Origin of the sequence: Pseudomonas rhodesiae, assembly GCF_007858255.1 — a bacterium.
Taxonomy (GTDB): domain Bacteria; phylum Pseudomonadota; class Gammaproteobacteria; order Pseudomonadales; family Pseudomonadaceae; genus Aquipseudomonas; species Aquipseudomonas rhodesiae.
Genome location: NZ_VFEU01000013.1, coordinates 76,878 through 101,121 on the forward strand (window position 1 = coordinate 76,878; position 24,244 = coordinate 101,121).

Consider the following 24,244-nt stretch of genomic DNA (forward strand, 5'->3'; position numbering starts at 1 on the left):
AACCATGAGTTCGCCCATGAATCTGGACGACGTGCTACAGACGTTCATCGCCGAAAGCCAGGAGCTATTGCTCTTGATGGAAGACGCGCTGCTGCAGATCGAACAGGCGCCGGATGATACCGACACCATCAACGCGTTGTTTCGCGTCGCCCACACCATCAAAGGTTCTGCCGGCCTGTTTGGCTTAACGCCGATCGTTGCCTTTACCCATGTGGCGGAAAGCGTCCTGGATCGGGTGCGCGGCAATGAACTGCGGGTGGACGAATCGCTGAGTGCGTTGTTCCTCGAAGTGCGGGACCACTTGTGCACGCTTATTGAGTTGCTTGCCAGCCACGGCGACCTGCACGGTATGACCGCAGAGCACGAGCAGCAGGGCGCGGCGTTGGTCGAGCGTCTCAACCGTTACCTGGACAACCGTCACGAACCGCAGACGTCCCTGGTGCAGATCGAACCGCCGCAATTGGCTTGCGCTACGCGTTGGCATCTGTCCCTTCGCCTGTGTCCCGACGCTTTGCGTAACGGTATGGATCCGCTGTCGTTGCTGCGCTACCTCAACAGCTTCGGGAAAATCAGTGCCGTGGTGTGCATTACCGAGGGGCTGCCGGATATCGCGGCGATGGATCCGGAAACCTGTTACCTGGGGTTTGAACTGGGGTTTGTCAGTGACGCCGGCCAGGCCACCATTGAAGGGGCCTTCGACTTTGTTCGTGAGGGCAGCCAGATCTGCGTGTTGCCGTGCGACGTCGACTTAACCGGTCTACGGGCGTTGATCGGCCGTCTCGAAGCCGAGCCCGATGCCATGGTCGAGGCCTTTATTGCGTGTGGTTCGGTGACTCGTGAGCAATGGCTGGCCGGTTCGTCTTCTGGCGCGCCGACGACCGTTGCAGCGGCCTCCGTGGTGCCGGACCTGGCGGCTCGCGATGACGTGACCAAAAACCGTGGGGCGAAAGAGCCGCGTTCGGCCGAAGGCAATCTGATTCGTGTCGATGCCGGCAAGCTGGATCAACTGATCAACCTGGTGGGCGAGCTGATCATCGCCGGCGCCGGCGCCAATCTGGGGGCCATCCAAAGCGGCATCGGCGAGCTGATCGAAGCGACAAGTTCGCTCTCGCGTCTTGTCGAGGAGGTGCGCGACTGCGCCCTGACCCTGCGAATGGTGCAGATCGGTGGCACGTTCAATCGCTTCCAGCGGGTGGTGCGCGATGTCTCCAAAGAACTGGGCAAGGACATTGCCCTGCAGGTCCTTGGCGCTGAGACCGAGCTGGACAAGACGGTGGTCGAGCGCATCGGCGATCCCCTGACCCACCTGGTGCGCAACGCCATGGACCACGGCATCGAAGCCGCCCAACTGCGTCGTGAACGCGGCAAGCCGGAGCAGGGGACGGTTCGCCTCAATGCCTATCACGAGGCCAATAGCATCGTTATTGAAGTCAGCGACGACGGTGGAGGCCTGAACAAGCAACGCATCCTGGCCAAGGCGATAGAGCGCGGCCTGGTAGCCGAAGGGCAACCGTTGGCTGACGGCGAGATTCTCAACCTGATTTTCGAACCCGGTTTCTCCACGGCCGACCAGGTCAGCAACCTGTCCGGGCGCGGCGTGGGGATGGATGTCGTCAAACGGAACATCGTCGCCCTGCGAGGCTCGGTCAGCCTGGAAAGCGAGGAGGGCGTGGGCACCACGGTGCGTATCCGCCTGCCGCTGACGCTGGCCATCATCGATGGCTTTTTGATCGGGGTCGGCAATGCCTCCTATGTCGTGCCGCTGGACCTGGTCGAGGAGTGCATCGAACTGTCGAGCGACGACTACGGCAATCAAGAATTCCTCGACCTGCGGGGCGCGGTGCTTCCCGTTTTGCGCCTGCGCGAGATGTTCGCCATCGATGGGGCTAACCCCGGCCGTGAGAACGTCGTGGTGGTGCATTACGCGGGGATGCGGGTGGGCCTGGTCGTCGACCAATTGCTGGGTGAGTTCCAGACGGTGATCAAGCCGTTGGGCAAGATTTTCGGTACAGCCCATGGACTGGGCGGCTTCACCATCCTGGGGAGCGGAGCAGTCGCGTTGATCCTGGATATACCCAAACTACTCGGGCAAGTCGCCAGCCAGCAGAAGCACGGTACGACCCTCAGCCCTGAATTGACTCAATAGTGTTTCCACGGAGTACAGCATCATGACCGTCAAAAAAAATATCTCGCTGCTGGTCGCCTCAGCTCTGTTGGGGATCTTGATCCTGGTCAGTCTCAGTCTTTATCTGATGGGTGGGGTCAGGAGCGCCGCCAGCTATGCGCAATTCAATACCGTGCCCAGCCTGCAATTGCTGGATCAGGTGGCCCTGACCCTTGCAGATAACCACAGCCGGCAATGGCAGAGCCTGTCCGCACCTGCCGGTAGCCCCCAGCAAAATGACAAGGACTCGGTGCTCCAGGCCCTTGATCGCTACCAGAAAGAGTTCATCTCCGACGATCGTGATGCAACGCTGCTCAGCGCCTTGCGCAGCACAGTCAACGAATACAACCGGGGAGTGGAGCGTTTCGACAATGCTCTGCGCAGTGCTGCGCCTGAGGCCCGCACTGCGCTGCTCGACCTGGACGTGACACGGGAAAAGGTCACCTCGGCCTTGAGTGATATCCGCCAGCACAACCTGGACCTGGGAAGTAAAAAAGCAGCGGTCGCGGCGTCGACCGAACAGACGGCGATCTACAGCATTGCCTTGGTTGGCGGCACCACTTTGGTGGTGATCGGCTTGATCGGCTTCTTCCTGGCACGCCGGCTGTTGCACACTTTGGGCGGCGAGCCCGACGATGTGCGCCTGTTGGCCGAGCGCTTCGTGGCTGGTCAGCTGGATGTGCAAGGCAGCGGCAATGGCGTTGAGCGATCCGGACTGATGGGTTCCATGGACCGCCTGAGCGGGACCTTGAATCAGTTGATCAGCGATATGAACCATATGTCCGCAGAGCACGACAAAGGCGACATCGACGTGCAAATCAATGCGGCAAACTTCGCTGGCAGCTATGGGCTGATGGCCCAAGGCATCAACGCTATGGTCAATGGTCATATCAGCGTCAAGAAGCAAGCCATGGCCTGCATCAAATCGATCAGCGAGGGCGATCTGCAAGCGCCGCTGCAGGCGTTCCCTGGCAAGAAGGCTTTCATAAACGACACCGTCGAGCAGCTTCGCAGCACCATCATGGCGTTGATCGAAGAGATGCGTCACATGTCGGACGAGCATGAGAAAGGCGACATCGATGTGCATATCGACGTGCAGCGATTCCACGGCTCGTACCGTCAGATCGCCCAAGGCATCAACGACATGGTCGATGGCCACATCAGCGTGAAAAAGCAGGCCATGGCGTGCATACGTTCTTTCGGTGAAGGCGACCTGTCGGCGCCCCTGGCGCAGTTCCCCGGCAAAAAAGCCTTTATCAACGACAACATCGAGCAACTGCGCCGCAACATCCAGGCGCTGATCGAAGACACCCAAATGCTCAGCGAGAATGCCGTGGTCGGCCGCCTCGATACCCGTGCGGACAGTACTCGCCATCAAGGGGACTTCCGCCGCATCGTCGCAGGGATCAATAGCACGCTGGACTCGATCGTGGCGCCACTCAGCGAGGCGATGGAGGTCATGGTGGCTCTGTCCGGTGGTGACCTGACCCGCAGCGTCAAAGGCGAATACCAAGGCAGCCTGCAAGACCTGAAGAACGCAGTCAACGAAACGGTGACCAAGCTCTCGCAGATCATCGGCGAGGTGCGCAGTTCTGCCGACTCGCTGTCCAGCGCCTCGGAAGAGATTTCCGCCACGGCCCAGAGCATCAGTCAGTCGGCTTCGATTCAGGCGACGTCGGTTGAAGAAACCTCGGCGTCCATGGAGCAAATGTCGGCGTCGATTTCGCAAAACACCGAGAACGCCAAGGTGACCGATGGCATGGCCGGCAAGGCGAGCAAAGAAGCCTGTGAGGGTGGGCAGGCCGTGAAGGATACCGTCTCGGCCATGAAAACCATCGCAGAGAAAATTGGCATCGTCGACTCGATTGCCTATCAGACGAACCTGCTCGCGCTCAACGCGGCCATCGAAGCGGCCCGTGCCGGTGAACATGGCAAGGGCTTCGCGGTCGTCGCCGCTGAGGTGCGCAAGCTCGCCGAACGTAGCCAGGTCGCGGCGCAGGAAATCGGGCATGTGGCCAAAAGCAGTGTTGCCTTGGCTGAACGGGCCGGCAACTTGTTGGATGAAATCGTGCCCTCGATCACCAAGACTTCCGATTTGGTCCAGGAGATTGCCGCTGCCTCCGAAGAGCAGTCCATCGGCTCCGAGCAGATCAATACCGCCATGTCGCAGATGAGCCAGATCACCCAGCAAAACGCCTCGGCGTCTGAAGAGCTGGCCGCTACCGCCGAAGAAATGAGCAGCCAGGCCGAACAGTTGCAGGCGTTGATGGGCTTTTTCACCCTGCAGGGGCGGGCGGCGGTTTCTGCCGTACCCCGGGCCGCCGCATCCAGTCTGGGCAGCGTGCAAAGCAGTGAGCATGCTCAGGAAGGCGGTTTTATTCGCTTCGGGAGTTGAGACATGGACGCCGCCGTCTTGAGTCATCCCCAGCAGGCGCCGCAGCGTGCGTGTGACGGCCAATTCCTGCAGTTTCTGACGTTCGTGTCCGCCCGGGAGGTCTATGCAATCGATACCTTGTGTGTGCGCGAGATCATCGAATACGGCCAGGTGACCAGCGTACCGATGATGCCGGACTTTATCCGCGGGGTGATCAACCTGCGTGGTTCGGTGGTCCCGGTGATCGATCTGCAGGCGCGCTTTGGCAAGGGTGCCACGCTGCAAAGTAACAGGACCTGCGTCGTTATCCTGGAACTGATCCAGGAAGACGAATCCCACGTGCTGGGCATCGTCGTCGACTCGGTGAGCGAGGTGATCGAAATCGAGCTGGCCGACATCAAGGCCGCCCCAGCGATCGGAAACCGGATCCGTGAAGACTTCATTCGAGGGATGGTCAAGATCCGAGGGGCGTTCCTGACTGTGCTTCAGCTCGACCAGGTGCTGTGTGTTCGTGAGATCGCCAGCCAGTTGCATTGAGTCGTCGCGCCCCGGGGTGCGTACGTTGTCTTGTGTAGGGCCGCCGGATGCGGTGGGGCCCGAGGAGTGAACCATGTCCATATCCGCGTCGCGCTTGCCCGCCCCAGGAACGGCCGCCCCACAATACTTGACCTTCAGCGTGGGTCAGGAAATGTTTGCGGTAGGCACCCTGTGCGTTCGGGAGATTGTCGAATACGGCCCGATTACCCCATTGCCAATGGCGCCGCCGAAGGTGCGCGGCATCATCAATCTGCGCGGTGCGGCCATTCCGGTGCTGGATCTGGGGTTGTGTTTTGGCGGCGTCCAGACTTTGGCCAACCCACGTACCTGTATCGTTATGCTGGAGGTCCAAGGCAGCGGCGGCACAGGTCTGGTGGGTATCATCGTGGATGCCGTCAGCGAGGTACTTGAGATACCCGCCGAGCAGATCGAGCCGGCCCCGTCACTCCAGGGGCGTCTGAGCCCCGAATTCGTGGTGGGGATTGGCAAGCTCAGTGACCGCTTCGTCTTGTTACTCGATATCGAATACATGCTCGGAAGCGACGACTGGCCAGCGCTGCTTGCTTCGACCATCAACACGGACGGGTTGCAAGCATGAATACCATCCTCTCCGACACCGAGTTCCAGCAGTTTCGGTCAATGATTCATGAAATCGCCGGGATCAGCTTATCCGTCGCCAAGAAACAGCTGGTCAGTGGCCGCCTGGCCAAGCGTCTGCAGTTTTTCAACTTGACGACCTACGGCAGCTATTACCGTTTGCTGATGAAGGATCGGGCCGAGCTGCAAATAGCGGTGGACTTGTTGACCACCAACGAAACCTACTTTTTCCGCGAACCCAGGCATTTCGAGTTTCTGCGCGACGTGATTCTTCCCGGGCTTGGCGGTAATGGTCCGGTGCGCATTTGGAGTGGGGCCTGCTCCACCGGAGAAGAACCCTACACGCTGGCCATGGTGCTGGCCGACAGCCTGGGCACCCGGCCATGGGAAATCCTCGCTTCCGATATCAGTAGCCGGGTGTTGGAAAAGGCCCAAGGCGGACGCTACCCGCTGGACGGTATCCGCGGTATTCCCGAAGCATTGTTGAACAAGTACTGCTTGAGGGGCGTGGGCAGCAACAATGGCATTTTCATGGTCGACCGCGCGTTGGCGTCACGGATCACCTTCACTTCGATCAACTTGAATAATGCGTTGCCTTCGGTGGGGCAGTTCGACGTGATCTTCCTGCGTAACGTGATGATCTACTTTGACAACCAGACCAAGTCCGAGGTGGTGAAGCGCCTGAGCAAACACCTGAAGCCAGGCGGCTATTTCATCGTGAGCCATTCGGAAAGCCTGAATGGCATCAGCGATGAAGTGCAGTTGGTGAAACCCTCGATCTATCGCAAGCCGGCTGCTTGAGATGACGCGGGTGGTCGAATATTTCCTGCAACCCGGCGAGGTGGCGTTTGGAGGGCGCCAGATGCGCTTAGGTACGGTGCTCGGGTCCTGCGTTGCCCTGGTGTTTTGGCATCCGCAACGCTTGTTGGGCGGCATGTGTCATTTCATGTTGCCCAGTCGGGGGCGCCACATCGTCGGGCATTTGAACGGTCGTTACGCTACGGATGCGTTGATGTTGCTGTTCGAGTGCATTCATCAGGCGGGAGCCCGGCCCGAGCAGTTCGAGGTGAGTATTTTTGGCGGCGCTGACATGTTTCCCGGGGTCAAGCGCGGTGACGCTATCGGGATTGGCCAACAGAACGTCACTGCCGCCAGGCGCCTGATCCAGGACCATGGGTTGCAATGCCGGGTCTATCACGTCGGTGGCCGGGGGTACCGCCACTTGCTATTCGATGTGAGCACCGGACGCCTTCAACTCAATCACGCCGACTCGGTACGCAAAGTATTCGAATCGCCCAAGAGTAATGTCTGATGACGGATATCAAGGTGTTGATCGTGGATGATTCGGCCGTGGTGCGTCAGGTGCTGAGCGCCGTTCTGAACCAGGCCAGTGGAATCCAGGTGATCGATGTTGCCGTCGATCCGGTGTACGCCATGGAGAAGATGAGCAAACAATGGCCTGACGTCATTGTGCTGGACGTCGAGATGCCACGTATGGACGGCATTACCTTCCTGAAAAAACTGATGGCGCAAAAGCCTACGCCGGTGGTGATTTGTTCGACGCTGACAGAGAAGGGCGCCAAGACCACGTTGCAGGCATTGGCGGCCGGTGCAGTCAGTATCGTCACTAAGCCACAGTCCAGCCTGCGACAGTTCCTGACTGATAACGCGGATGAACTGGTCCAGGCCGTCAGGGCGGCGGCGAAGGCCAATATGCGGTGTGTAGCGGGCGCCAGGGCGCCTGTCGACGTACCGCCACGGTTGAGTGCCGACTCGATTCTGCCCCCTGCGTGCGTAGCGATGACCCGCGCGACTGAAAGCATCGTTGCCATCGGCACTTCCACTGGCGGCACCCTGGCTCTTGAACAGGTCCTACAAGGGTTGTCGCGGGCATGTCCAGGCATTGTTGTGGTGCAGCACATGCCGGAAAAATTTACCGCCGCCTTCGCCGAACGCCTCAATCACGTTTGCGAGATCGAGGTTCGCGAGGCGGCTCAAGGTGATCGCATCATTCCCGGGCGTGCGCTGATCGCACCGGGTGGCACGCATATGCTGGTCAAGCGCAGTGGCGCCCAATACCAGGTAGATATTGTGCAGGGGCCTCCTGTCAGCCGACATCGACCCTCGGTGGATGTACTGTTCCGTTCGGTCGCGCGCAGCGCAGGCAGCAATGCCTTGGGCATCATCATGACGGGCATGGGGGACGACGGCGCCCGTGGCCTCAAGGAAATGCGCGATGCCGGCGCCAGGACCTTGGGGCAGGATGAAAAGTCCTGCGTGGTGTATGGAATGCCGCGCGAGGCGTTCAAGCTGGGAGCGGTCGAGCGTGAGCTGCCCCTGGAGCAGATTGCTTGCGCCATCCTTGACGTTCGCGGCCATCAGCCCTGAGCCGCGGCGTCTTTAGACCAGCCCTTCATTCAAGGCGTACCGCACCAGGTCCGTACTGGTGGTAAAGCACATCTTTTCCATCAGCCGAGTCTTGTGTGTGCTGACGGTCTTGTTGCTGATCACCAGTTGCTCGGCGATCTGGTTCACGCTCAGCCCTTGGGCCAGCATGCGCAGAATCTGGAATTCACGCGAGGTCAGGCTCTGCGATGCGTTCTCGGACGTCACACCGCTGCTTTGCAGTGCGATTTGTTCGGCCAGTTGCGGGTCGAGGTAACGTGCGCCGGTGCTGACCTTGCGGATCGCCGCCAGCAGCGCTTCCGGGTCGCGGTCCTTGGTCATGTAGCCTGAGGCACCGGCGCGTAGGGCGCGCTGGGCGATGTGGGCTTCATTGTGCATGCTCAGGATCAGCATCGGCAGTTTGGGGTAATGGCCGTGGATACGGCCAATCAGGTCCTCGCCACTCGAACCCGGCATGGTCATGTCAAGCAAGAGCACATCGATATCGGTATGGCGCAACAACTCCAGGACCCGGGCCCCGTTCTCCGCTTCCGCCACCACGGAAATATCCTTGACCAGGGCGAACAACTGCTTGAGGCCTTCGCGCATGATTGTGTGATCGTCGGCCACCATTAAACGGATCATGAGTCTTGACTCCTTGAAGCGGGTACACGTAATTGGACACTTGTGCCGCTGCCCGGGGCGCTGCATACCGTGGTGGTTCCGCCCAAGGTCAGGCCCCGTTCGCGCATGCCCAGCAAGCCAAGGGTCTTGGATGATTGTTCACGCTGCTCGAAGCCCTTGCCGTTGTCAGTGATTTCCAGTGACCAGTCATGCTCGCTTTGCTCAAACCTGATATCGACCCGAGTGGCTTCGGCGTGTCTGGCAATATTGGTCAGCGACTCCTGGGCGATGCGAAATGCGGCGGTTGCGCTGGCATCGTCCAAGCTGACTTTTTGCGCAGGCACCAGCAGGTTGCAGTCGATGCCCCATTGCTGCTTGAACGTGTCGGTCAGCCATTCCAACGACGCGACGATGCCCATGTTAAGGATGGAAGGGCGCAGGCTGGTGGAAATGTTCCTGACCACCTGCACCGTTTGGTCGATCAATTGCAGTAGACGCGCCACTTGTTCGCTGAGCTGGGGCAGTTGCTCGCCGTACTGGAAACGCAGCAGCGAAGTGCCCATGCGTATGGCGGTCAGATGCTGTCCGAGTTCATCGTGGATCTCCTGCGCAATGAGCTTGCGTTCCTCTTCCCGTGCACTTTCTCGGCTGGACATCAATTGGCGCAGCTGCTTGTTGAGCGATGCCAGGCGCGTCTCGGCCAGGCGCAGTTGGGATATATCGCGAACGACTGCCAGAACGGTAGAGATCTTGCCGTGGATGTCCTGTTCGGGAACGAGGCTGATGTGATAGACGCGCTGCAATCGATGTTGCTCGTTGAACACATACTCATGTTCCAACGGCCGGCCTTTTTCCACCGCTTCGATGACTGCGGCGTGGAATAACTGGCTTTGCAGGTTTTTCGGCAGAATTTCGAGCAGGTCCTTGCGCAGCAAGTCGATTTGCGGGCGATCCAGCCAGGCTTCCAGGGCGGGATTGACGAACAGCAGTTCTGCCGTTCGACTCAGCCGTGCAATACCATCCGGGGAGTTTTCCACCAGCGTGCCGATTTCCTGCTGCCGGGCCAGTTCGTTGCGCTGGGCTTCCAGGATGTCGGTAATGTCGCGAGCAATACACACCAAGCGATGCAAGCGCCCCGTGGGATCGGCGACCGGGACCAGGTTGAAATGGACTACGAGTGAGCGCCGGCCGCAGGGCAGATGTGCATCCAGTTCGATGGGGGCGCCCACGGCAATACAGTGCAGGCAGATGGCCTCGACGATACTGGCGGCTTCTTTTTCCAGGCAATGGCCCAGCGATTGCCCGATCATCTGCGAGTGACTCTTGGCGAGCATTTCGCACAGTTTTGGATTGGCCTCCAGGCAACTGAGTTGCTGGTCGGCATCCACGGCCAGCAGGCAAAGCATGTCTTGGGAATGATCGAAGACTTCGCGATAACGGCGTTGGCTTTGCGCCAGGTGGCTATGGGCCGAGCAGCGCTCCCAGGCGATGGCAGCGATATGACTGGCCATTTGTGCGTGTTTGCGATCTTGCTCGCTCAGCGGGGTGTCACTACCGACGAATAACAGGATGACGCCCATCGTGTCGCCGCTCTTATGGGCCACCGGCTCAACCCAACAACCTCGATAGCCGGCCTGCAAGGCGGGCCGGCTGAAAGCCAAGTCTGAAGCCTCGCTTTTCAAATCGGTGATCAAACGATGCTGTGCGAACAGCTCCGGATGTCGAACGAGGTCTTCGGCAAGACAGGTTGCAATCGAAGACGTATCCGTAAGGGGGGCGCCAGGGACGTCGTCGCCAGGGACAGCCTTGAACGCCATGGCGTTGTGAAACTCGGGTGTCAGAATATCCAGGTAGGCACCGAGCAGGGGCAGCACCTCCTGGAGCGAGTCATGGGTAACCATCTTCTGGAAAATCGCCGAGCGCGCATTCTCGGCGCGCTCCTGCCGGCGCAACGCACTGATATCCTGGGCGGTGACCAGCACCCCGCACAGCTCGCCTGTTTCGTCACGCTCCGGGGTCAGATTGCACAGGAAATCCATGGGCCGACGTAAATGCGCGTCTGTGTTTTCCAGCAGAAACGTGTTTGCTACGCCGGTTGATAGGGTGAGTTCTACCTGTGTGCGAAAGTACTCGTCGAGCTGATTGGGCGTCGATGCGCGTTCGGTAATGTGAGTGTTGGGAAAACCTCGGGCGCGTTCAAGCTCCGGATTGGCATAGATCTGTTGTCCGAGCCGGTTGTAGCGAAGGATGATGTTCTGTGAGCTTTTGGCCAGTGAGAGGTACTTCTGTTCGTTAATGAACAATGCCTGGCGCAAGGCGAGATGTTCACTGATGTCTTCCAGCTGCGATACGAAGTAAAGCGCTTCTCCATCGGCGTTACGGGCGATGCCCACGGTAAGGCGTGCCCACAGTGTGCTGCCGTCTCTGCGGATATAGCGTTTTTCCAGCGTCAGGCTCGTGAGGTGCCCCTGGATGAGCCTGTGCAATTCATCCTTATTGATATCGGCGTCGTCTGGATGGGTCAAACCCTGGAAAGAGGTGGCGCGCAGTTCTTCTTCGGTGTAGCCCAGCATCTGACACAGCATACGATTGGCCGCGATCCATTCACCGCTCATTCGCAACAAGGCCAGGCCAGTGCCGGCAGAATCGAACGCCAGGCGATAATCCTGTTCGGCAAGGTGGATGTTTTCGGCGCGACGGATTTTCAGCAGGTACGTGGCTTGCTGCGCTTTGTAGTCAACGGTCACGCTTAGGGCGCCGCCACTGGCCGAGGTGCTCTGGAAAGACCAGCGGCCTTCAAGCCGCGCATGGGTCAGGTGTTGTTCAAACGCCTGCGGCTTGAGCGCAAACAACGCGGGCGCGGGCAAAAGGGCGGCGACGCTCTCGCTGAGCCCCAGCAATCCGCTGGCGCAGTCATCCATGACGAGCAGTGCCCCCTGGGCATCCAGCAGCAGGACCCCCACATCGTCGGCATCCTGCGTGGGCGGTGTCGCTATAGCCATGGCTGAATCCATTCGCCCCATCCTCCGGTTATCCGGTCTTGAGCATAGCTTAAGTCGTGAGCCCAAAAATCGAGTGTTCGACTATGGTCATAGGCTACACACGGGCTTTTGATCGCGGCTGGGTGTCCCTACCGGATGGGCCAGGTCTCGCACAAAAGTAAGGGCGTCCCATATGGACAGAGAGCAGGGATGCTCTCACAATGATATCATTGTGATATCACTCATGTTGCCAACGCAACGAGCGTGCCTATGCAAGCAGCTCCAAAAAAGAGAGTCAGTCTGCGCAGATGGATCTGGCGCGCGTTTGCCAGTACCAGTCTGTTGCCACTCGTCTTGGTGGAAGGCGTGCTGATCACCACTTACTTCATCACGAACCAATCCATCCGAAACTCCCAGATCGAGTACCTGCATCAAAGTGCGACACGAGACATTCAGGTATCTGTCCAGCAGAATGCCTTGTTGGTGCAAGGCCAACTGGAGCAGATCCACAAGGCGATCGGCCTTTATGCCAAGTCCACTGAGCATGAACTGACCGAAAACCAGAATCTCACGGCGGCCTCGCTTTCATTAAGCGCCGATGGTGTCCGTTACAGTGCGGTAAACGACGGCGGATCCGCCTCGTTTTATTCCAATCTCACGGCGCCGGAAAAACAGGATCTCTACAAGATATCGCTTCTGGCGAATCAAGATTTCATGATGAAGCAGTTGAAGGAGGGTGATCCGCTTATTGCCAGCATCTATTTCAACAGTTGGGACAGCTACAACCGGATCTATCCCTGGTTCAATACGCTCGAACAATATCCCCATGACATGGACATCACCCAATACAACTTCTACTACCTGGCCGATGCCCAGCATAACCCGCAAAGAAAAGTGGTCTGGACGGATGTCTACCTGGACCCGGCCGGCCAGGGATGGATGATGTCCGCCATCGCACCGGTCTACAAAGGTGACTTTCTTGAAGGCGTAGCCGGGGTCGATGTAACGGTCGACGGGATCTTGAAGCGGATCGAGCAATTGCAGATGCCGTGGGATGGCTACCTGATGCTGGTCAACAACAAGCTCGATGTCATGGCCGTCCCCAAGGCGGGTCAACGTGATTTTTCCCTGCGCGTCGATAGCCAGCCCGCTGGTGAGCCTATTGATCACGAGCGTTTGCAATCGCCGGATTTGAACCTCGCTAGGCATCCGGACCTTGCCAGTCTCAACAAAAATCTACCCGCGCACTCACAAGGCATCGTGACGCTGACGTTGAATGGACGGCCCCACCTGGTCGCCTGGGATGAGATCCCCTCTACCGGTTGGTTCTTGCTGGCGGTAGTGGACGAGGCGGCGGTTATGCAAGAGACCAATCTGCTCGCCACTCATTACCGTGAAGTGGGCTATTTGTTGATTGCGGGGTTGGTGCTGTTCTACGCCTTGTTCTTTGCCTTCATGTGGTGGCGCGCACGCGATCTCAGTCGCCAACTGAGTAGGCCCGTGGAAGGCGTCTCACGAATGATGAGGGAAATCGGTCGGGGTAACTGGCAACCGGCTGCTAGCCCTTCGGACATCATCGAACTTTGGTCAATGTCCAACCAGGCACTGGGCATGGGCAGGCAGTTGGCCCAGGCTGAGTTCGTGCGCAGCTCCACACAGCAGCGGCTCGAATTGGTCATGGAGAGTTTTGCCGAAGGGCTTTGGGAGTATTACCCCCAACGGCAGCGCTTTATTCTCAAGGGAGCCCTGTGCCAGCGTTTCGGTTTCGCCGCCAATGAAGTGCCGATGGCGACTCTGCTGGAGAACATTCCCATTGAAGATCGGCAGATCTTCACGCGGTTTCTGGAAGAGGCCAGCAGCAGCGCCAGCGTGGCGTCGGAAGCGGAGTTCCGCATCAGAGACGTGCATGGCACGTTGATCTGGATCCTTTGCCGAGGCCGCACCCTGGAGCCGTCGCGGCTGGATGATTCCACTGTCGTGGTCGTGGCCTGCGTCGACATCACGACGCTCAAGCAGACCCAATTGGACCTACGGGAGAAAACCCTGGAGGCGGAGGCCGCCAGTACGGCCAAATCCAAGTTCATCTCCAGCATGAGTCATGAATTGCGAACGCCCTTGAATGCCATTTACGGGTTTGCCCAATTGGGACTCATGCAGCCGGCTGACGATGCATCGCAACAGACGGCCAACTTGCAGGAAATAATCGGGGCCAGTGAACACCTTATTCAGTTGGTGGACGACCTGCTTGATCTCTCCAGCCTGCAGGCCGAGAAGCCATTGCTGGATCTCAAACCGGTGAATGTGGCGAGCCTGCTATCCAACTGCGCAGACATGGTTCAACAGCAGGTTTGCGCGCACCGCCAAACCTTGCACATCGAGGCGCCTGCGGATACATGGCACGTCTGGGCGGACAAGCGTCGTCTCAAGCAGGTCCTGATCAATCTGTTATCCAACGCAATCAAGTACAACCGGCCCGGTGGCGATGTCACGCTGGGAGCCATGGTTGTCGAGACGGGCGCGCGCTTGCGTCTTTACGTGAAGGATACCGGGCTGGGCATTTCCGCGGATGTGCAGAAGGAGCTGTTCCGGCCCTTCCAGCGCTTGGGTAAAGAGAACTCTTCCATCCAGGGCACTGGCATTGGCTTGGCGTTGTGCCGGGACCTGGCGTTCCTGATGCATGGCACCATGGGCTTTGAAAGCCTGGTCGATGTGGGAAGCACCTTCTGGATCGACATGTGCTCTTCGGCTTTTCCTGCACCAGGGAGCGATTCCACGGCGTCAGCCATGGGTTTGCCCTGCGTGCTACTGGTCAGCAGCAACCCCGAGGATGGTCAGGTGGTCCGGGATGCTTTGGCCGGTGATTTCGAGGTGCAAAGGGTCGAAACGTTGCCTGAGGCCAGCCTTGTGCTTGAACACACGGCAGTCAGCGTATTGATCGTCGCCACAGCGCATCGTGCGCCTGTGCTGGATCCGTTTTTCCGCAGTTTACGCACGCAGTTCGCCGAGGCGGCCATGTCGATCATCGTGGTTCGTGGGGCTATGGACCAGGCCTCGGATGACCCCTTGGAGTGCCAAGCTATAGTGCCTTCTCCCTTGGGGAGGCAGAGTATTCGTCATCTCGTATTGACGCTCATTGCGAAGAGGGCAGACGCATGTTCGCCAAAATAAATGCTGAAAGCAGGATCGTGATTATCGACGATGTGCCCACCAATCTCAGGCTTCTGGATTCATGCTTGCGGGCCGTGGGCCTGCGTAACATCACAACCTTCAGCGATTCGGCCCAAGGGCTGGACTGGCTGCTTTCGAACGCCTGGGACTTGGTGCTGCTGGACCTGGACATGCCCGCGCCTGACGGATTTGAGATCCTCGATCGTCTCAATAAACGCGACCGCACTGAGTCGCCGGTCATCATCGTAACGGCCCTGAACGACCAGCAGAACAGGCGCAAAGGCCTGGAAAAGGGCGCCAACGACTTCATCTCTAAACCCATTGACCTGCCCGAAGTTCTACTGCGCGTACGCAATTGCCTGGAGCTGTCGCAGGCGGCGAAGCAGCTACGCGATGTCAATGCCGAGCTTGAGCGCAAAGTCGAGTTACGCACCGTTCAACTGGCGTCCAGTTACAAGGCGATCAGCAGCAGCTTGAATCGAGCAGCCAGCTATCGCGACGATGACACGGGGCAGCATATCGTTCGTATCGGCGAGTCCTCCGCATTGCTGGCGAAGGCAATCGGCATGCCTTCCCCGTGGTGCGAACTTATGAAGATGGCGGCTCCGCTGCACGATATCGGGAAAATCGGCATTGCCGATGCAATCCTGCAAAAACCGGGAGCGCTGACGCCGCAAGAGCGGCAGATCATGCAGGAGCATGCGCGCATCGGCTATGAAATCCTGCGTGACCCGCACGGTTCTCCGTTGACGGATCTCGCAGCGGAGATTGCGTTGGCGCATCACGAACGTTGGGACGGCACCGGCTACCCTAACGGGTTGCAAGGTACGCAAATCCCATTGTCGGCAAGGATTGTGTCGATATGCGATGTGTACGACGCCATAAGAATGCCTCGGGCCTATAAGCAGGCTTGGGATGTCGAGCGTTCGAGGCGTTTCATCACCGATCAGGCCGGCACCCAGTTCGACCCTTTCCTGGTAGATATTTTTTCTAGTCTCTTTGACGAGATAGATCGCTTGCGGTCGCCGGATGGGTCAGAGGCCTGATATGGCCGCCTGCCGGGTCATCACCGTTTATACCGACCTCAAATAGGCTGCCGATATACGCGCCTCAGCTCGATGCTCCCCCCGTCCGATCCACTAACCCAATCCGGTCGCGCCCACCCCGCTTGGATTCATACAGCGCCCCATCCCCCTGTTCGATCAACGCCGCCAGGCTGGCCGGTGGTTGGTCGAAGAGCAGGGCACCGATGCTCAGCGTGACCGGTTGCGGCGTGGCGAAGTGTTGGCCGGCCAGTTGCTGGAATTGCCCACGCAGGCGGTTGCCCAGGTCGACGATCTGCTCGGCGCTGGTGGCGTTGAGCAGGATGACGAATTCATCGCCGCCCAGGCGCGCGGCCAGGGCGCCGTCGGGGGTGACGCTGCGGATCATTTCGCTCAAGGCGATCAACAGTCGGTCGCCGGCGATGTGACCGTGCAGGTCGTTGACGCCTTTGAAATGATCGATGTCGATCAGCAGCAGCGCCCCCGGTTGCGCCGCCGAGGCCTGGGCCAGCAGGCGTGGTGCGCGCAGGTCGAGGGCGCGGCGGTTGTAGAGGGCGGTGAGTGGATCGCGGGCGGCGAGGCGGGCGATGTGCTGTTCGCGGCGGTAGCGTTCCGAGCCGGTCATGGACAACGCGATCAGCATGATCGCCATGGCGCCTTCCACCAGTGACACCTGGATGATTTCGCCCTTGAACGCCGCCAGGTCGATCAATGTGCCGGGGATCACCACCGACACGGCCTTGGCCACGTAGAAGGCGCCGTGAATCAGCAGCACATAGCGCAGTTGCACCGCACCGACGCTCAGGGATTTGCCATGGGGACGCAGCAGGAAACTGGCGCGCAAGGTCGGCAAGGCCACCAACAGCGACTGCACCGCCAACATGGCTTTGGACCACGGCAGGTCGGCCGGGAGCATCAGCATGCCAAGCCACACCACCAGCATCAGTGCCCAAAGCGGTGAAAGGCGCACCTGGGTGAACCGCGCCACGCCGAGCAAAAACAGAAAATGTGCGCTCACCAGCAAACCGTTGGCGAACCAGATGCCGATCACCAGGTAGCCGTTTATGCGCAGCAGCGCCAGGGTTGAGCCGACGGTGATGGTGGCGAAACCGGCGCTCCAATACAGCAAGGACGGTTCGCGCACACTGCGCCATTCAATCAACAGGTAAAGCGCAGCCGCGGCCGCCAGGGCGACGGTCAGGGCCAGAATCGTGGGAGGGTCGAGCGTCATATCGTGCAGAACTGCCTGGTGTGCGTTTAAACGCGAATTGTAAGCGCACACACAGGTTTTTCAGAACACAAACCGTAATGGCATACCGCCATCCGATGGCCGGCGGTCAGACCCCTTTGGTCGACGGCAGCAACACCGTGAGTATCCCCACCAGCGGCAGGAACGAGCACAGCTTGTAGACGTATTCGATACCGTGGTTATCCGCCAGCAGGCCGAGCAAGGCTGCGCCGATCCCACTGAAGCCGAACATCAGGCCAAAGAAGATACCGGCGATCATGCCCACATTGCCCGGCACCAGTTCCTGGGCGAACACCACGATGGCCGAGAACGCCGAGGCCAGGATAAAACCGATCACCACGCTGAGCACGGCGGTCCAGAACAGGTCGACGTAGGGCAGGGCCAAGGTGAACGGTGCGGCGCCGAGGATCGAGAACCAGATGACCTTCTTACGCCCGATGCGGTCGCCGATCGGCCCGCCGAAGAACGTGCCCGCCGCCACCGCGCCGAGGAACAGGAATAGGTACAACTGAGAGTTGGCCACCGACAGCTGGAATTTTTCGATCAGGTAGAAGGTGAAGTAGCTGGTCAGGCTGGACATGTAGAAGTACTTGGAAAACACCAGTACCGCCAACACCACCAAAGCGAAGGTCACGCGGCCTTTGGACAGACCGTGGGTGGCCTGGCTGCCTTGCTTGAGCTTGAACAGGTTGAGGTGGTTGCGGTACCAGCGGCTCAAGCCATACAGCACACCGATGGCGAATACGGCAAACAGGCCGAACCAGGCGATATGGTCCTGGCCGTACGGGATGATGATCGCCGCCGCCAGCAGTGGGCCGAATGCGCTGCCGGTGTTGCCGCCGACCTGGAAGGTCGATTGCGCCAGGCCGTAGCGCCCGCCCGAGGCCAGGCGCGCAACGCGTGAGGTTTCCGGGTGAAAGGTCGACGAGCCCACGCCCACCAGGCCCGCGGCCAACAAGATCGCCGGAAAGCTGCCGACAAACGCCAGCAGCAGGATGCCGACCAAGGTGCATACCATGCCGGCCGGCAGCAGCCACGGCTTCGGGTGCCGGTCGGTGTGGTAGCCGATCCACGGCTGCAACAGCGACGCGGTGAGTTGGAAGGTGAGGGTGATCATGCCCACCTGGGTAAAGCTCAGCCCATAGTTGGCCTTGAGCATCGGGTAGATCGACGGCAGCACGGCCTGGATCAGGTCATTGATCAAGTGCGCCAGGGCGCACGCGCCAATAACGCGCAACACCAGTGGGCTGGCTTGGGGTGGGCTTGAGGCGGCGGCAGGTGAGGCGGTCAGGGTCGACATGCAGGCATTCCATACAAGGCAGCAAACAGTGAAAGCGGGCAGCGGTGCTATGAACCGCTGCTCCATATCTAGACGCGGTGTTTATGCTAGATTCGGCGCAAATGCCTGTCTCGCGAAATTGGGGCGGCAATCATCGCAAAAAGGGCGAAATGATCAAATCACTGGATACATTCTTGCGGGAGATCGATGAAGGCGACTGGGCCGTCATCAGTTCGGCCACCGACTACCCGGAAAACTGGGTGATCCCCGACCACAGTCATGAGAAGCACCAACTGCTGTACGCCACCGAGGGCGTGATGGTCGTGCGTTCGGCGCACAACCAGTGGACGGTGCCGCCCCATCGTGGTTTCTGGATGCCCAGCGGCCACGTTCACTCCCTGCGCTGTGTGGGCGCGCTGAAAATGCGCAGCGTATTCGTGCGCCCCGGCAGCTTCCCGAATTTGCCGAGCGAGACCAAAGCGGTGAGCATCTCAGCGCTGCTGAGCGAGTTGATCAAGGCATCGGTCAGCCTTAAACCGCCGTACGCCGAGGATTCGCGGGACGCGCGCATCATGCACCTGATTCTGGATGAACTGGCCTTGTTACCGGCCTTGCCGTTGTCGCTGCCGCAGCCGGCCGATTCGCGTATCCAGCAGATCTGCGCGGCCTGGCGACACGACCCGGGCGATGCCTCCACCGTGGCCGACTGGAGCGCGCGCCTGGCGCTGGACCAGAAAACCATCCAGCGTCTGTTCCGCAAGGACACCGGCATGACCTTCGGCCAATGGCGCCAACAGGTGCGCCTGCTGTTGGCGTTGGAGCGCATCGCGCTGGGCGAGAAGATTATCGACGTGGCCCTGACGCTGGGCTACGACAGCCCCAGCGCCTTCACCAGCATGTTCAAAAAGCAATTCGGCAAGACGCCGAGTCAGTTTTTCACCTAGCTCGGCGGGTCAGCCCAGCAAACCATGGAACGCGGTGATATCCAGCGGGCGGCTCAGGTAGTAGCCCTGGCCTTCGTCGCAGGCCACCGATTTAAGCATCGCCAAGTGCTCGGCGGTCTCGATGCCTTCGGCGGTAACCGTCAACGACAGCGCGCGACCCAAGCCGACGATGGCCTGAATAATGGCTTTATCGTCCTCGCTTTCTTCCAGACGATTGAGGAAGCTGCGGTCGATCTTCAGCCCGTCGAACGGGAAGGCGCGCAGGTAGCTGAGGGACGAATAGCCGGTGCCGAAATCATCCATGGCGATGCGCACGCCGAGCTGCTTGAGGGCGTGCATCACCTCCAGCGCAACGGCGGCATCTTCGAGCATCACGCTCTCGGTAATTTCCAGCTCGACCCGCGCCGGGTCGATCCCCGACGCCTGTAACGCCAGGCTCACGCGTTCCACCAGGTTGCCGCGCCGGAACTCGGTGGGCGACAGGTTGACCGACACAAACAACAGGTCGGGCCAGCGCGCGGCGTAGGCGCAGGCGGTTTCCAGCACCCAGTCGCTCAGCGCCAGGATCAGCCCGGACTCTTCGGCAATCGGAATAAACGTGTCCGGCGCGATCAGCCCGCGCACCGGATGCTGCCAGCGCACCAGGGCTTCGGCCCCGACCATTTGCCCGTCGGCGATGCGATAGCGCGGCTGGAAGTGCAAACGCAATTCCGCATGCTTGATCGCGAACCGCAGATCGCTTTCCAGGCGGCGCCGCTCGATGATCCGCGTGTTCATTTCGCCGGAATAAAAGCGCCAAGTACTGCGCCCGGCGGACTTGGCTTCGTACAGCGCGATATCTGCATAGCGCAGCAGTTCGGTAACGTCTTTGGCGTCATTGGGCGCCAGCGCGATGCCGATGCTGGCGCTGATAAACACTTCCTGTTCATCGATACGCACGGCCTGTTCGATGGAGGCAATCAGGCGCCGGCACAGATTCTCGACTTCGTCCTGGTTGCCGGCCTCGCTGAGGATCAGCACGAATTCGTCACCGCCGACCCTGGCCACCAGGTCGCCGTGGCGCACGCAATCGGCCAGGCGCCCGGATACTTCGTTGAGCACCCGGTCGCCGGCGGCATGCCCGAGCAGGTCGTTGACCGGTTTGAAACGGTCCAGGTCGAGGCTGAGCATTACCAGCGGGTGGTCCGGCGACGGCAGGATCTTGAGCTTGCCATTGAGGAACGCTTGCAGCCGCGTGCGGTTGGCCAGCCCGGTGAGGGCGTCGTGTTGGGACAGGAACTCGATGCGCCGCCGGGCCTCGACTTCTTCGGTGACGTCGGTGGCGGTGCCACGGAAGCCGCCGCAAGGCATTTGTCGCGCGGCCAGGCGCGTCATGCGTTCCTGGCCCTGAGCGTCTAGGTAACGACACTGCAGGCTGAGGTCTGGATGCCGGTCCGGGCTGCCCAGCCATTGCGAGAGCACGCCGGCCTCGGAGCCAAGCAGGTCGAGCATGGGCGCGCCGATCCAGGCGTGACGGTCCAGGCCGGTGACGCTCTGAAAACGTTCCGACAGGTAGGTGAACCGCCAGTGGCCATCGATCTCCCAGACCCAATCGGAACTGGCCTCCACCACATCGCGAAACCGCGCTTCGCTGGTGGCCAAGGCATTCTGGCTGTCTTGCAGCGAGGCGTGGCTGGCGTCCAGCGCCTGCGCCGCCGCCGTGGCCCGGCGGGAAATCACCCAGGCCATCAGACACACCAGCAGCGCCGCCAGGCCCAGCAGCGGCAGACCGACCGCCATCAGCCGCAGGCCGGGGCGCTCCGGCTCCCAGTGCAGGCTGCCGGCGTCGCCGTTGTTGCCCAGGGGTACCAGCAACACATTGCCGATGTCGTCAGGCGTGGCGATGTGCAGATTGTGAATGCCGAACTCATTGCCGATCAGGGCCAATTTGTCGGCGGTGAGCAGGTCTACAAACACCAGCACGGAAGACTTTCGGCCGTCCTTTTCCACGGTGGGGTCGGTGCCGGGGGTAATCGCCGCTGCGGCTATCAATGCGGGGGTGCCATGCACATTGATAAACCGCGTGACCGGGGTTTCGTCATCGGCGCCGGCGCGGGCCTGTTCGAGAATCTGGGCCATAGGCTGGTCCAGCCATTGGCTCAGTTCGAGGTGTTGCATCTGGCCCTCGACCACCGCATACACCGTGCGGTCTGTATCGTCGACCACAAACAGCCCCTGGAAGCCGAAGTCCTGATACAGCGTCGGCCCGACGTTTTCACGGACAAAGGCCCAATCGGTGTCCACCTTCATATGCAGGTGCTGGTAGGCATCGCTCCAGAACGCGTAGTCCTTGACGGTCACACGCAGGGATTTCTCCATCGATTGCATGGCTTTGCGCGTATAAAAAGCGCTTTCCACCTGCTCGGTATGGTCCAGGTCGTGGGCGATGTACACCAGCGAGTAAGCCGCCGCCGCGAACACACCGGCCAGCAAGGCCATGAAATTGAGCAGTGACGTGCGGGTCAGCGACAGACTGGTGCGGGTGGAGAGGGTACGGACGATAGGAGCGAGAGTATTCGGCATTATTTCCCGCAGGGCGTCGCTGCAAGTCATGGGTATGACAGGCTATCGGCGCCCTCGGCGAAATATTGAGCGGCTCAAGCGCGGCATCAACTAGCGCTCATGGGCCGTCAGGTTGGCAAAGAAGATGCAGCCGATCAGGCGGGCGAACAGGCTAAGGGTTTCGGCCAGATTGGGGTCGTCGAACAGCATCGCCTTGGAGTCCAGCGCACACAGCGCACCGAACAGGCGCCCATCGGGGAGGAAGATGGGCGTGCCGGCGTAACTCTCGATGGCGTACTGCTTGACCACCGGGCGCGCGGCGAAGCGGCCGTTCTGGCTGACCTGGGGAATGAACAGGGTCTGCGGGTTGATGCAGAACTCGCTGCATAGGGTGGTTTCCAGATCAAGCACGTCGTCCGGGTGGATGCCCATGTCGAAAGGGTCATGCACCGAGCACACGACCCATTCCAAGTCGGTAAATTTGGCGATACCGGCAAAGCGCATGCCGGTCAGGCGTGTGACAAGTTGCAGGATGCTGGTAGTGGCTTCGATTTCGGCGATGGCGGCGCGTTCTTCTGGGCTGAGCAATGACAGTGGTGCGGTGACGCTGGAAAGCATGCTGAACACTCCAAAGGCGCGGGGGCTGGGGCCACCGCGCGCGGACAGGTCTTAGTTGATACGAGGATGCTGTTGCACCAGGTTTTCGCGCTTGGCTTCTAGTTCGGCGATCTCGGCGTCGATATCTTCGATCTTCTGCTCGATATTGTCATGGTGTTCTTGCAGCAGCTCCTTGGCTTCTTCCATGTCCGAGGCCGCCGGTGCCGCACCGCGCAGGGGGCGGTTAGCGGTCTCTTTCATGGTCACGCCGGTGATCAGGCCGACCACTGCAAACGCCATCAAGTAGTAGGCGGGCATGTACAGGTCATTGGTGGTTTCCACCAGCCAGGCGACAGCGGTCGGGGTCAAGCCGGCGATCAGCACCGAGACGTTAAAGGCGCTGGCTAGAGCGCTGTAGCGCAGGTGCGTAGGGAACATCGCCGGCAATGTCGACGCCATCACGCCGATAAAGAAGTTCAGCACAACGGCCAGGATCAGCAGCCCGGCGAAGATCAGCCCGATCTTGCCGCTGGTGATCAGCATAAAGGCTGGAATGGCCAGCAACAGCAAACCCACGCTGCCGGCAATGATGAACGGCTTGCGGCCGATTTTGTCACTGACAAAACCGATGAACGGTTGCACGAACAGCATGCCGACCATGATTGCGATGATGATCAATACACCGCTGTTTTCTTTGTAGTGCAGGTTGTGGGACAGGTAGCTCGGCATGTAGGTGAGCAGCATGTAGTACGTCACGTTGGTGGCCGCCACAATGCCGATACAGGTCAACAGGCTGCGCCAATGCTTGGTGGCGACTTCCTTGAACGACACTTTCGGGCCGTGGGACAGACCTTCGCGGTCGCCTTGTTCGAGGGTGTCCATGTGCTGCTGGAACGCCGGGGTTTCTTCCAGCGCGTGGCGCAGGTAAAGACCGATGATGCCCAGGGGCAGGGCCAGGAAGAACGGCAGGCGCCAGCCCCAGGATTCAAACTGTTCTTCGCCGAGGATGCTGGAAATCAGCACCACCACACCCGCGCCGAGCACGAAACCGGCGATGGAACCGAAGTCCAGCCAACTGCCGAGAAAGCCGCGCTTGCGGTCCGGCGCATACTCGGCAACGAAAATCGACGCGCCGGTGTATTCACCGCCCACCGAGAAGCCTTGGGCCATTTTGCACAGCAGCAACAGGATCGGCGCCCAGATACCGATAGTGTCGTAGCCGGGGATCAGACCGATGGCGAAGGTACTCAGCGACATGATCACGATGGTCGCCGCCAGCACCTTCTGTCGTCCGTATTTGTCCCCCAGGGCGCCGAAGAACAGGCCACCCAAAGGACGGATCAGGAACGGCACCGAGAAGGTAGCCAGTGCGGCGATCATTTGCACACTGGGCGAAGCGTCCGGGAAAAACACCTTGCCCAGCACATAGGCGACAAACCCGTAGACGCCAAAGTCGAACCATTCCATGGCGTTACCCAGTGCAGCGGCGGTGATCGCCTTGCGCATCTTGGTGTCATCGACAATGGTGATGTCATTCAATCCGATGGGATTGACGCTTTTCTTACGTGATTTCATGCGGATCACTCTAAAACAGAACAGGGGAGGTGCTATCACTGCGACAGCACCGCTCTGTCACTTCAGATACAAGTGCATGCGAAATAATTCACCACTATTTGGGTTTTTTTATGGATGAGGTCGGCGACCTCACCCCTCAGCAGCAGTCACCAATGCCCCGCTGTGAGTCAGGCCGTAACAGTGTGC

The 24,244-nt window shown here is 59.8% G+C and carries 17 protein-coding genes; 10 read left to right on the plus strand and 7 right to left on the minus strand.

Annotation, left to right across the window (positions count from 1 at the left end; translation table 11 throughout):
- The first annotated feature begins 16 nt into the window (after positions 1 to 16).
- The 7 genes from FIV35_RS19095 to FIV35_RS19125 all read left to right on the plus strand — a co-directional run bounded on the left by FIV35_RS19095 (position 17) and on the right by FIV35_RS19125 (position 8,060).
- Entirely contained in the window at positions 17 to 2,146 is a 2,130-nt protein-coding gene (locus FIV35_RS19095; RefSeq protein WP_034138298.1) for a chemotaxis protein CheA, read from the plus strand.
- A gap of 22 nt (positions 2,147 to 2,168) precedes the next feature.
- On the plus strand, positions 2,169 to 4,559 hold the full coding sequence (locus FIV35_RS19100; RefSeq protein WP_034138297.1) for a methyl-accepting chemotaxis protein: 2,391 nt from the start codon (positions 2,169 to 2,171) through the stop codon (positions 4,557 to 4,559).
- Positions 4,560 to 4,562: 3 nt separating this feature from the next.
- Positions 4,563 to 5,075, plus strand: coding sequence for a chemotaxis protein CheW (locus FIV35_RS19105; protein ID WP_034138296.1), 513 nt, complete (start codon positions 4,563 to 4,565; stop codon positions 5,073 to 5,075).
- Positions 5,076 to 5,148: 73 nt separating this feature from the next.
- Positions 5,149 to 5,673, plus strand: a complete 525-nt coding sequence (locus FIV35_RS19110) for a chemotaxis protein CheW (protein ID WP_034138295.1) — start codon at positions 5,149 to 5,151, stop codon at positions 5,671 to 5,673.
- Positions 5,670 to 6,473 (plus strand): CheR family methyltransferase, encoded by an 804-nt coding sequence (locus FIV35_RS19115; protein WP_034138294.1) that lies wholly within the window; start codon positions 5,670 to 5,672, stop codon positions 6,471 to 6,473. Before FIV35_RS19110 ends, FIV35_RS19115 begins: the two co-directional genes overlap by 4 nt.
- A 1-nt stretch (position 6,474) precedes the next feature.
- Positions 6,475 to 6,984, plus strand: coding sequence for a chemotaxis protein CheD (locus tag FIV35_RS19120; protein ID WP_034138293.1), 510 nt, complete (start codon positions 6,475 to 6,477; stop codon positions 6,982 to 6,984).
- Complete coding sequence (locus FIV35_RS19125; RefSeq protein WP_034138292.1) at positions 6,984 to 8,060, plus strand: protein-glutamate methylesterase/protein-glutamine glutaminase; 1,077 nt, start codon at positions 6,984 to 6,986, stop codon at positions 8,058 to 8,060. Before FIV35_RS19120 ends, FIV35_RS19125 begins: the two co-directional genes overlap by 1 nt.
- A gap of 12 nt (positions 8,061 to 8,072) precedes the next feature.
- On the opposite strand, the gene FIV35_RS19130 is transcribed toward FIV35_RS19125, so the two are convergent.
- On the minus strand, positions 8,073 to 8,702 hold the full coding sequence (locus FIV35_RS19130) for a response regulator (RefSeq protein WP_034138291.1): 630 nt from the start codon (positions 8,700 to 8,702) through the stop codon (positions 8,073 to 8,075).
- A complete protein-coding gene (locus FIV35_RS19135) occupies positions 8,699 to 11,683 on the minus strand; it encodes a sensor histidine kinase (protein WP_231980914.1) in 2,985 nt (994 codons plus the stop codon). Before FIV35_RS19135 ends, FIV35_RS19130 begins: the two co-directional genes overlap by 4 nt.
- A gap of 249 nt (positions 11,684 to 11,932) precedes the next feature.
- Here FIV35_RS19135 and FIV35_RS19140 point away from each other — a divergent pair, with 249 nt between their 5' ends.
- Both FIV35_RS19140 and FIV35_RS19145 read left to right on the plus strand, forming a co-directional pair.
- Complete coding sequence (locus FIV35_RS19140) at positions 11,933 to 14,830, plus strand: sensor histidine kinase (protein WP_083377868.1); 2,898 nt, start codon at positions 11,933 to 11,935, stop codon at positions 14,828 to 14,830.
- Complete coding sequence (locus tag FIV35_RS19145) at positions 14,815 to 15,876, plus strand: HD-GYP domain-containing protein (RefSeq protein WP_034138288.1); 1,062 nt, start codon at positions 14,815 to 14,817, stop codon at positions 15,874 to 15,876. The genes FIV35_RS19140 and FIV35_RS19145 overlap by 16 nt, the downstream gene beginning before the upstream one ends.
- A 64-nt stretch (positions 15,877 to 15,940) precedes the next feature.
- Here the strand turns inward: FIV35_RS19145 and FIV35_RS19150 are convergent, their stop codons facing one another.
- Positions 15,941 to 17,104 carry a GGDEF domain-containing protein gene (locus FIV35_RS19150; protein ID WP_034138287.1) on the minus strand — a complete coding sequence of 388 codons (1,164 nt, stop codon included), beginning with the start codon at positions 17,102 to 17,104 and terminating at the stop codon, positions 15,941 to 15,943.
- A 106-nt stretch (positions 17,105 to 17,210) separates the two neighbouring features.
- A complete protein-coding gene (locus tag FIV35_RS19155; protein WP_034098162.1) occupies positions 17,211 to 18,422 on the minus strand; it encodes an MFS transporter in 1,212 nt (403 codons plus the stop codon).
- A gap of 101 nt (positions 18,423 to 18,523) precedes the next feature.
- Here FIV35_RS19155 and FIV35_RS19160 point away from each other — a divergent pair, with 101 nt between their 5' ends.
- Positions 18,524 to 19,345 carry an AraC family transcriptional regulator gene (locus tag FIV35_RS19160; RefSeq protein WP_034138286.1) on the plus strand — a complete coding sequence of 274 codons (822 nt, stop codon included), beginning with the start codon at positions 18,524 to 18,526 and terminating at the stop codon, positions 19,343 to 19,345.
- 9 nt (positions 19,346 to 19,354) lie between these two features.
- On the opposite strand, the gene FIV35_RS19165 is transcribed toward FIV35_RS19160, so the two are convergent.
- The 3 genes from FIV35_RS19165 to proP all read right to left on the minus strand — a co-directional run bounded on the left by FIV35_RS19165 (position 19,355) and on the right by proP (position 24,058).
- The gene (locus FIV35_RS19165) at positions 19,355 to 21,907 is read right to left on the minus strand and encodes a bifunctional diguanylate cyclase/phosphodiesterase (protein ID WP_034138285.1); all 2,553 of its coding nucleotides are present in this window, start codon (positions 21,905 to 21,907) and stop codon (positions 19,355 to 19,357) included.
- A 90-nt stretch (positions 21,908 to 21,997) separates the two neighbouring features.
- Positions 21,998 to 22,504, minus strand: coding sequence for a GAF domain-containing protein (locus FIV35_RS19170; RefSeq protein ID WP_034098156.1), 507 nt, complete (start codon positions 22,502 to 22,504; stop codon positions 21,998 to 22,000).
- Between the two features lie 51 nt (positions 22,505 to 22,555).
- On the minus strand, positions 22,556 to 24,058 hold the full coding sequence (gene proP / locus FIV35_RS19175) for a glycine betaine/L-proline transporter ProP (RefSeq protein WP_034138284.1): 1,503 nt from the start codon (positions 24,056 to 24,058) through the stop codon (positions 22,556 to 22,558).
- Between the last annotated feature and the right edge of the window lie 186 nt (positions 24,059 to 24,244).

What these genes read in the sequence shown, in the direction of transcription:
- FIV35_RS19155 (WP_034098162.1), bottom strand. Translation starts at nt 18,422, where the DNA reads ATGTCGACCCTGACCGCCTCACCTGCCGCCGCCTCAAGCCCACCCCAA.
- FIV35_RS19135 (WP_231980914.1), bottom strand. Translation starts at nt 11,683, where the DNA reads ATGGCTATAGCGACACCGCCCACGCAGGATGCCGACGATGTGGGGGTC.
- FIV35_RS19145 (WP_034138288.1), top strand. Translation starts at nt 14,815, where the DNA reads ATGTTCGCCAAAATAAATGCTGAAAGCAGGATCGTGATTATCGACGAT.
- FIV35_RS19105 (WP_034138296.1), top strand. Translation starts at nt 4,563, where the DNA reads ATGGACGCCGCCGTCTTGAGTCATCCCCAGCAGGCGCCGCAGCGTGCG.
- FIV35_RS19170 (WP_034098156.1), bottom strand. Translation starts at nt 22,504, where the DNA reads ATGCTTTCCAGCGTCACCGCACCACTGTCATTGCTCAGCCCAGAAGAA.
- FIV35_RS19165 (WP_034138285.1), bottom strand. Translation starts at nt 21,907, where the DNA reads ATGCCGAATACTCTCGCTCCTATCGTCCGTACCCTCTCCACCCGCACC.
- FIV35_RS19125 (WP_034138292.1), top strand. Translation starts at nt 6,984, where the DNA reads ATGACGGATATCAAGGTGTTGATCGTGGATGATTCGGCCGTGGTGCGT.
- FIV35_RS19115 (WP_034138294.1), top strand. Translation starts at nt 5,670, where the DNA reads ATGAATACCATCCTCTCCGACACCGAGTTCCAGCAGTTTCGGTCAATG.
- proP (WP_034138284.1), bottom strand. Translation starts at nt 24,058, where the DNA reads ATGAAATCACGTAAGAAAAGCGTCAATCCCATCGGATTGAATGACATC.
- FIV35_RS19140 (WP_083377868.1), top strand. Translation starts at nt 11,933, where the DNA reads ATGCAAGCAGCTCCAAAAAAGAGAGTCAGTCTGCGCAGATGGATCTGG.
- FIV35_RS19100 (WP_034138297.1), top strand. Translation starts at nt 2,169, where the DNA reads ATGACCGTCAAAAAAAATATCTCGCTGCTGGTCGCCTCAGCTCTGTTG.
- FIV35_RS19110 (WP_034138295.1), top strand. Translation starts at nt 5,149, where the DNA reads ATGTCCATATCCGCGTCGCGCTTGCCCGCCCCAGGAACGGCCGCCCCA.
- FIV35_RS19150 (WP_034138287.1), bottom strand. Translation starts at nt 17,104, where the DNA reads ATGACGCTCGACCCTCCCACGATTCTGGCCCTGACCGTCGCCCTGGCG.
- FIV35_RS19160 (WP_034138286.1), top strand. Translation starts at nt 18,524, where the DNA reads ATGCCTGTCTCGCGAAATTGGGGCGGCAATCATCGCAAAAAGGGCGAA.
- FIV35_RS19130 (WP_034138291.1), bottom strand. Translation starts at nt 8,702, where the DNA reads ATGATCCGTTTAATGGTGGCCGACGATCACACAATCATGCGCGAAGGC.
- FIV35_RS19095 (WP_034138298.1), top strand. Translation starts at nt 17, where the DNA reads ATGAATCTGGACGACGTGCTACAGACGTTCATCGCCGAAAGCCAGGAG.
- FIV35_RS19120 (WP_034138293.1), top strand. Translation starts at nt 6,475, where the DNA reads ATGACGCGGGTGGTCGAATATTTCCTGCAACCCGGCGAGGTGGCGTTT.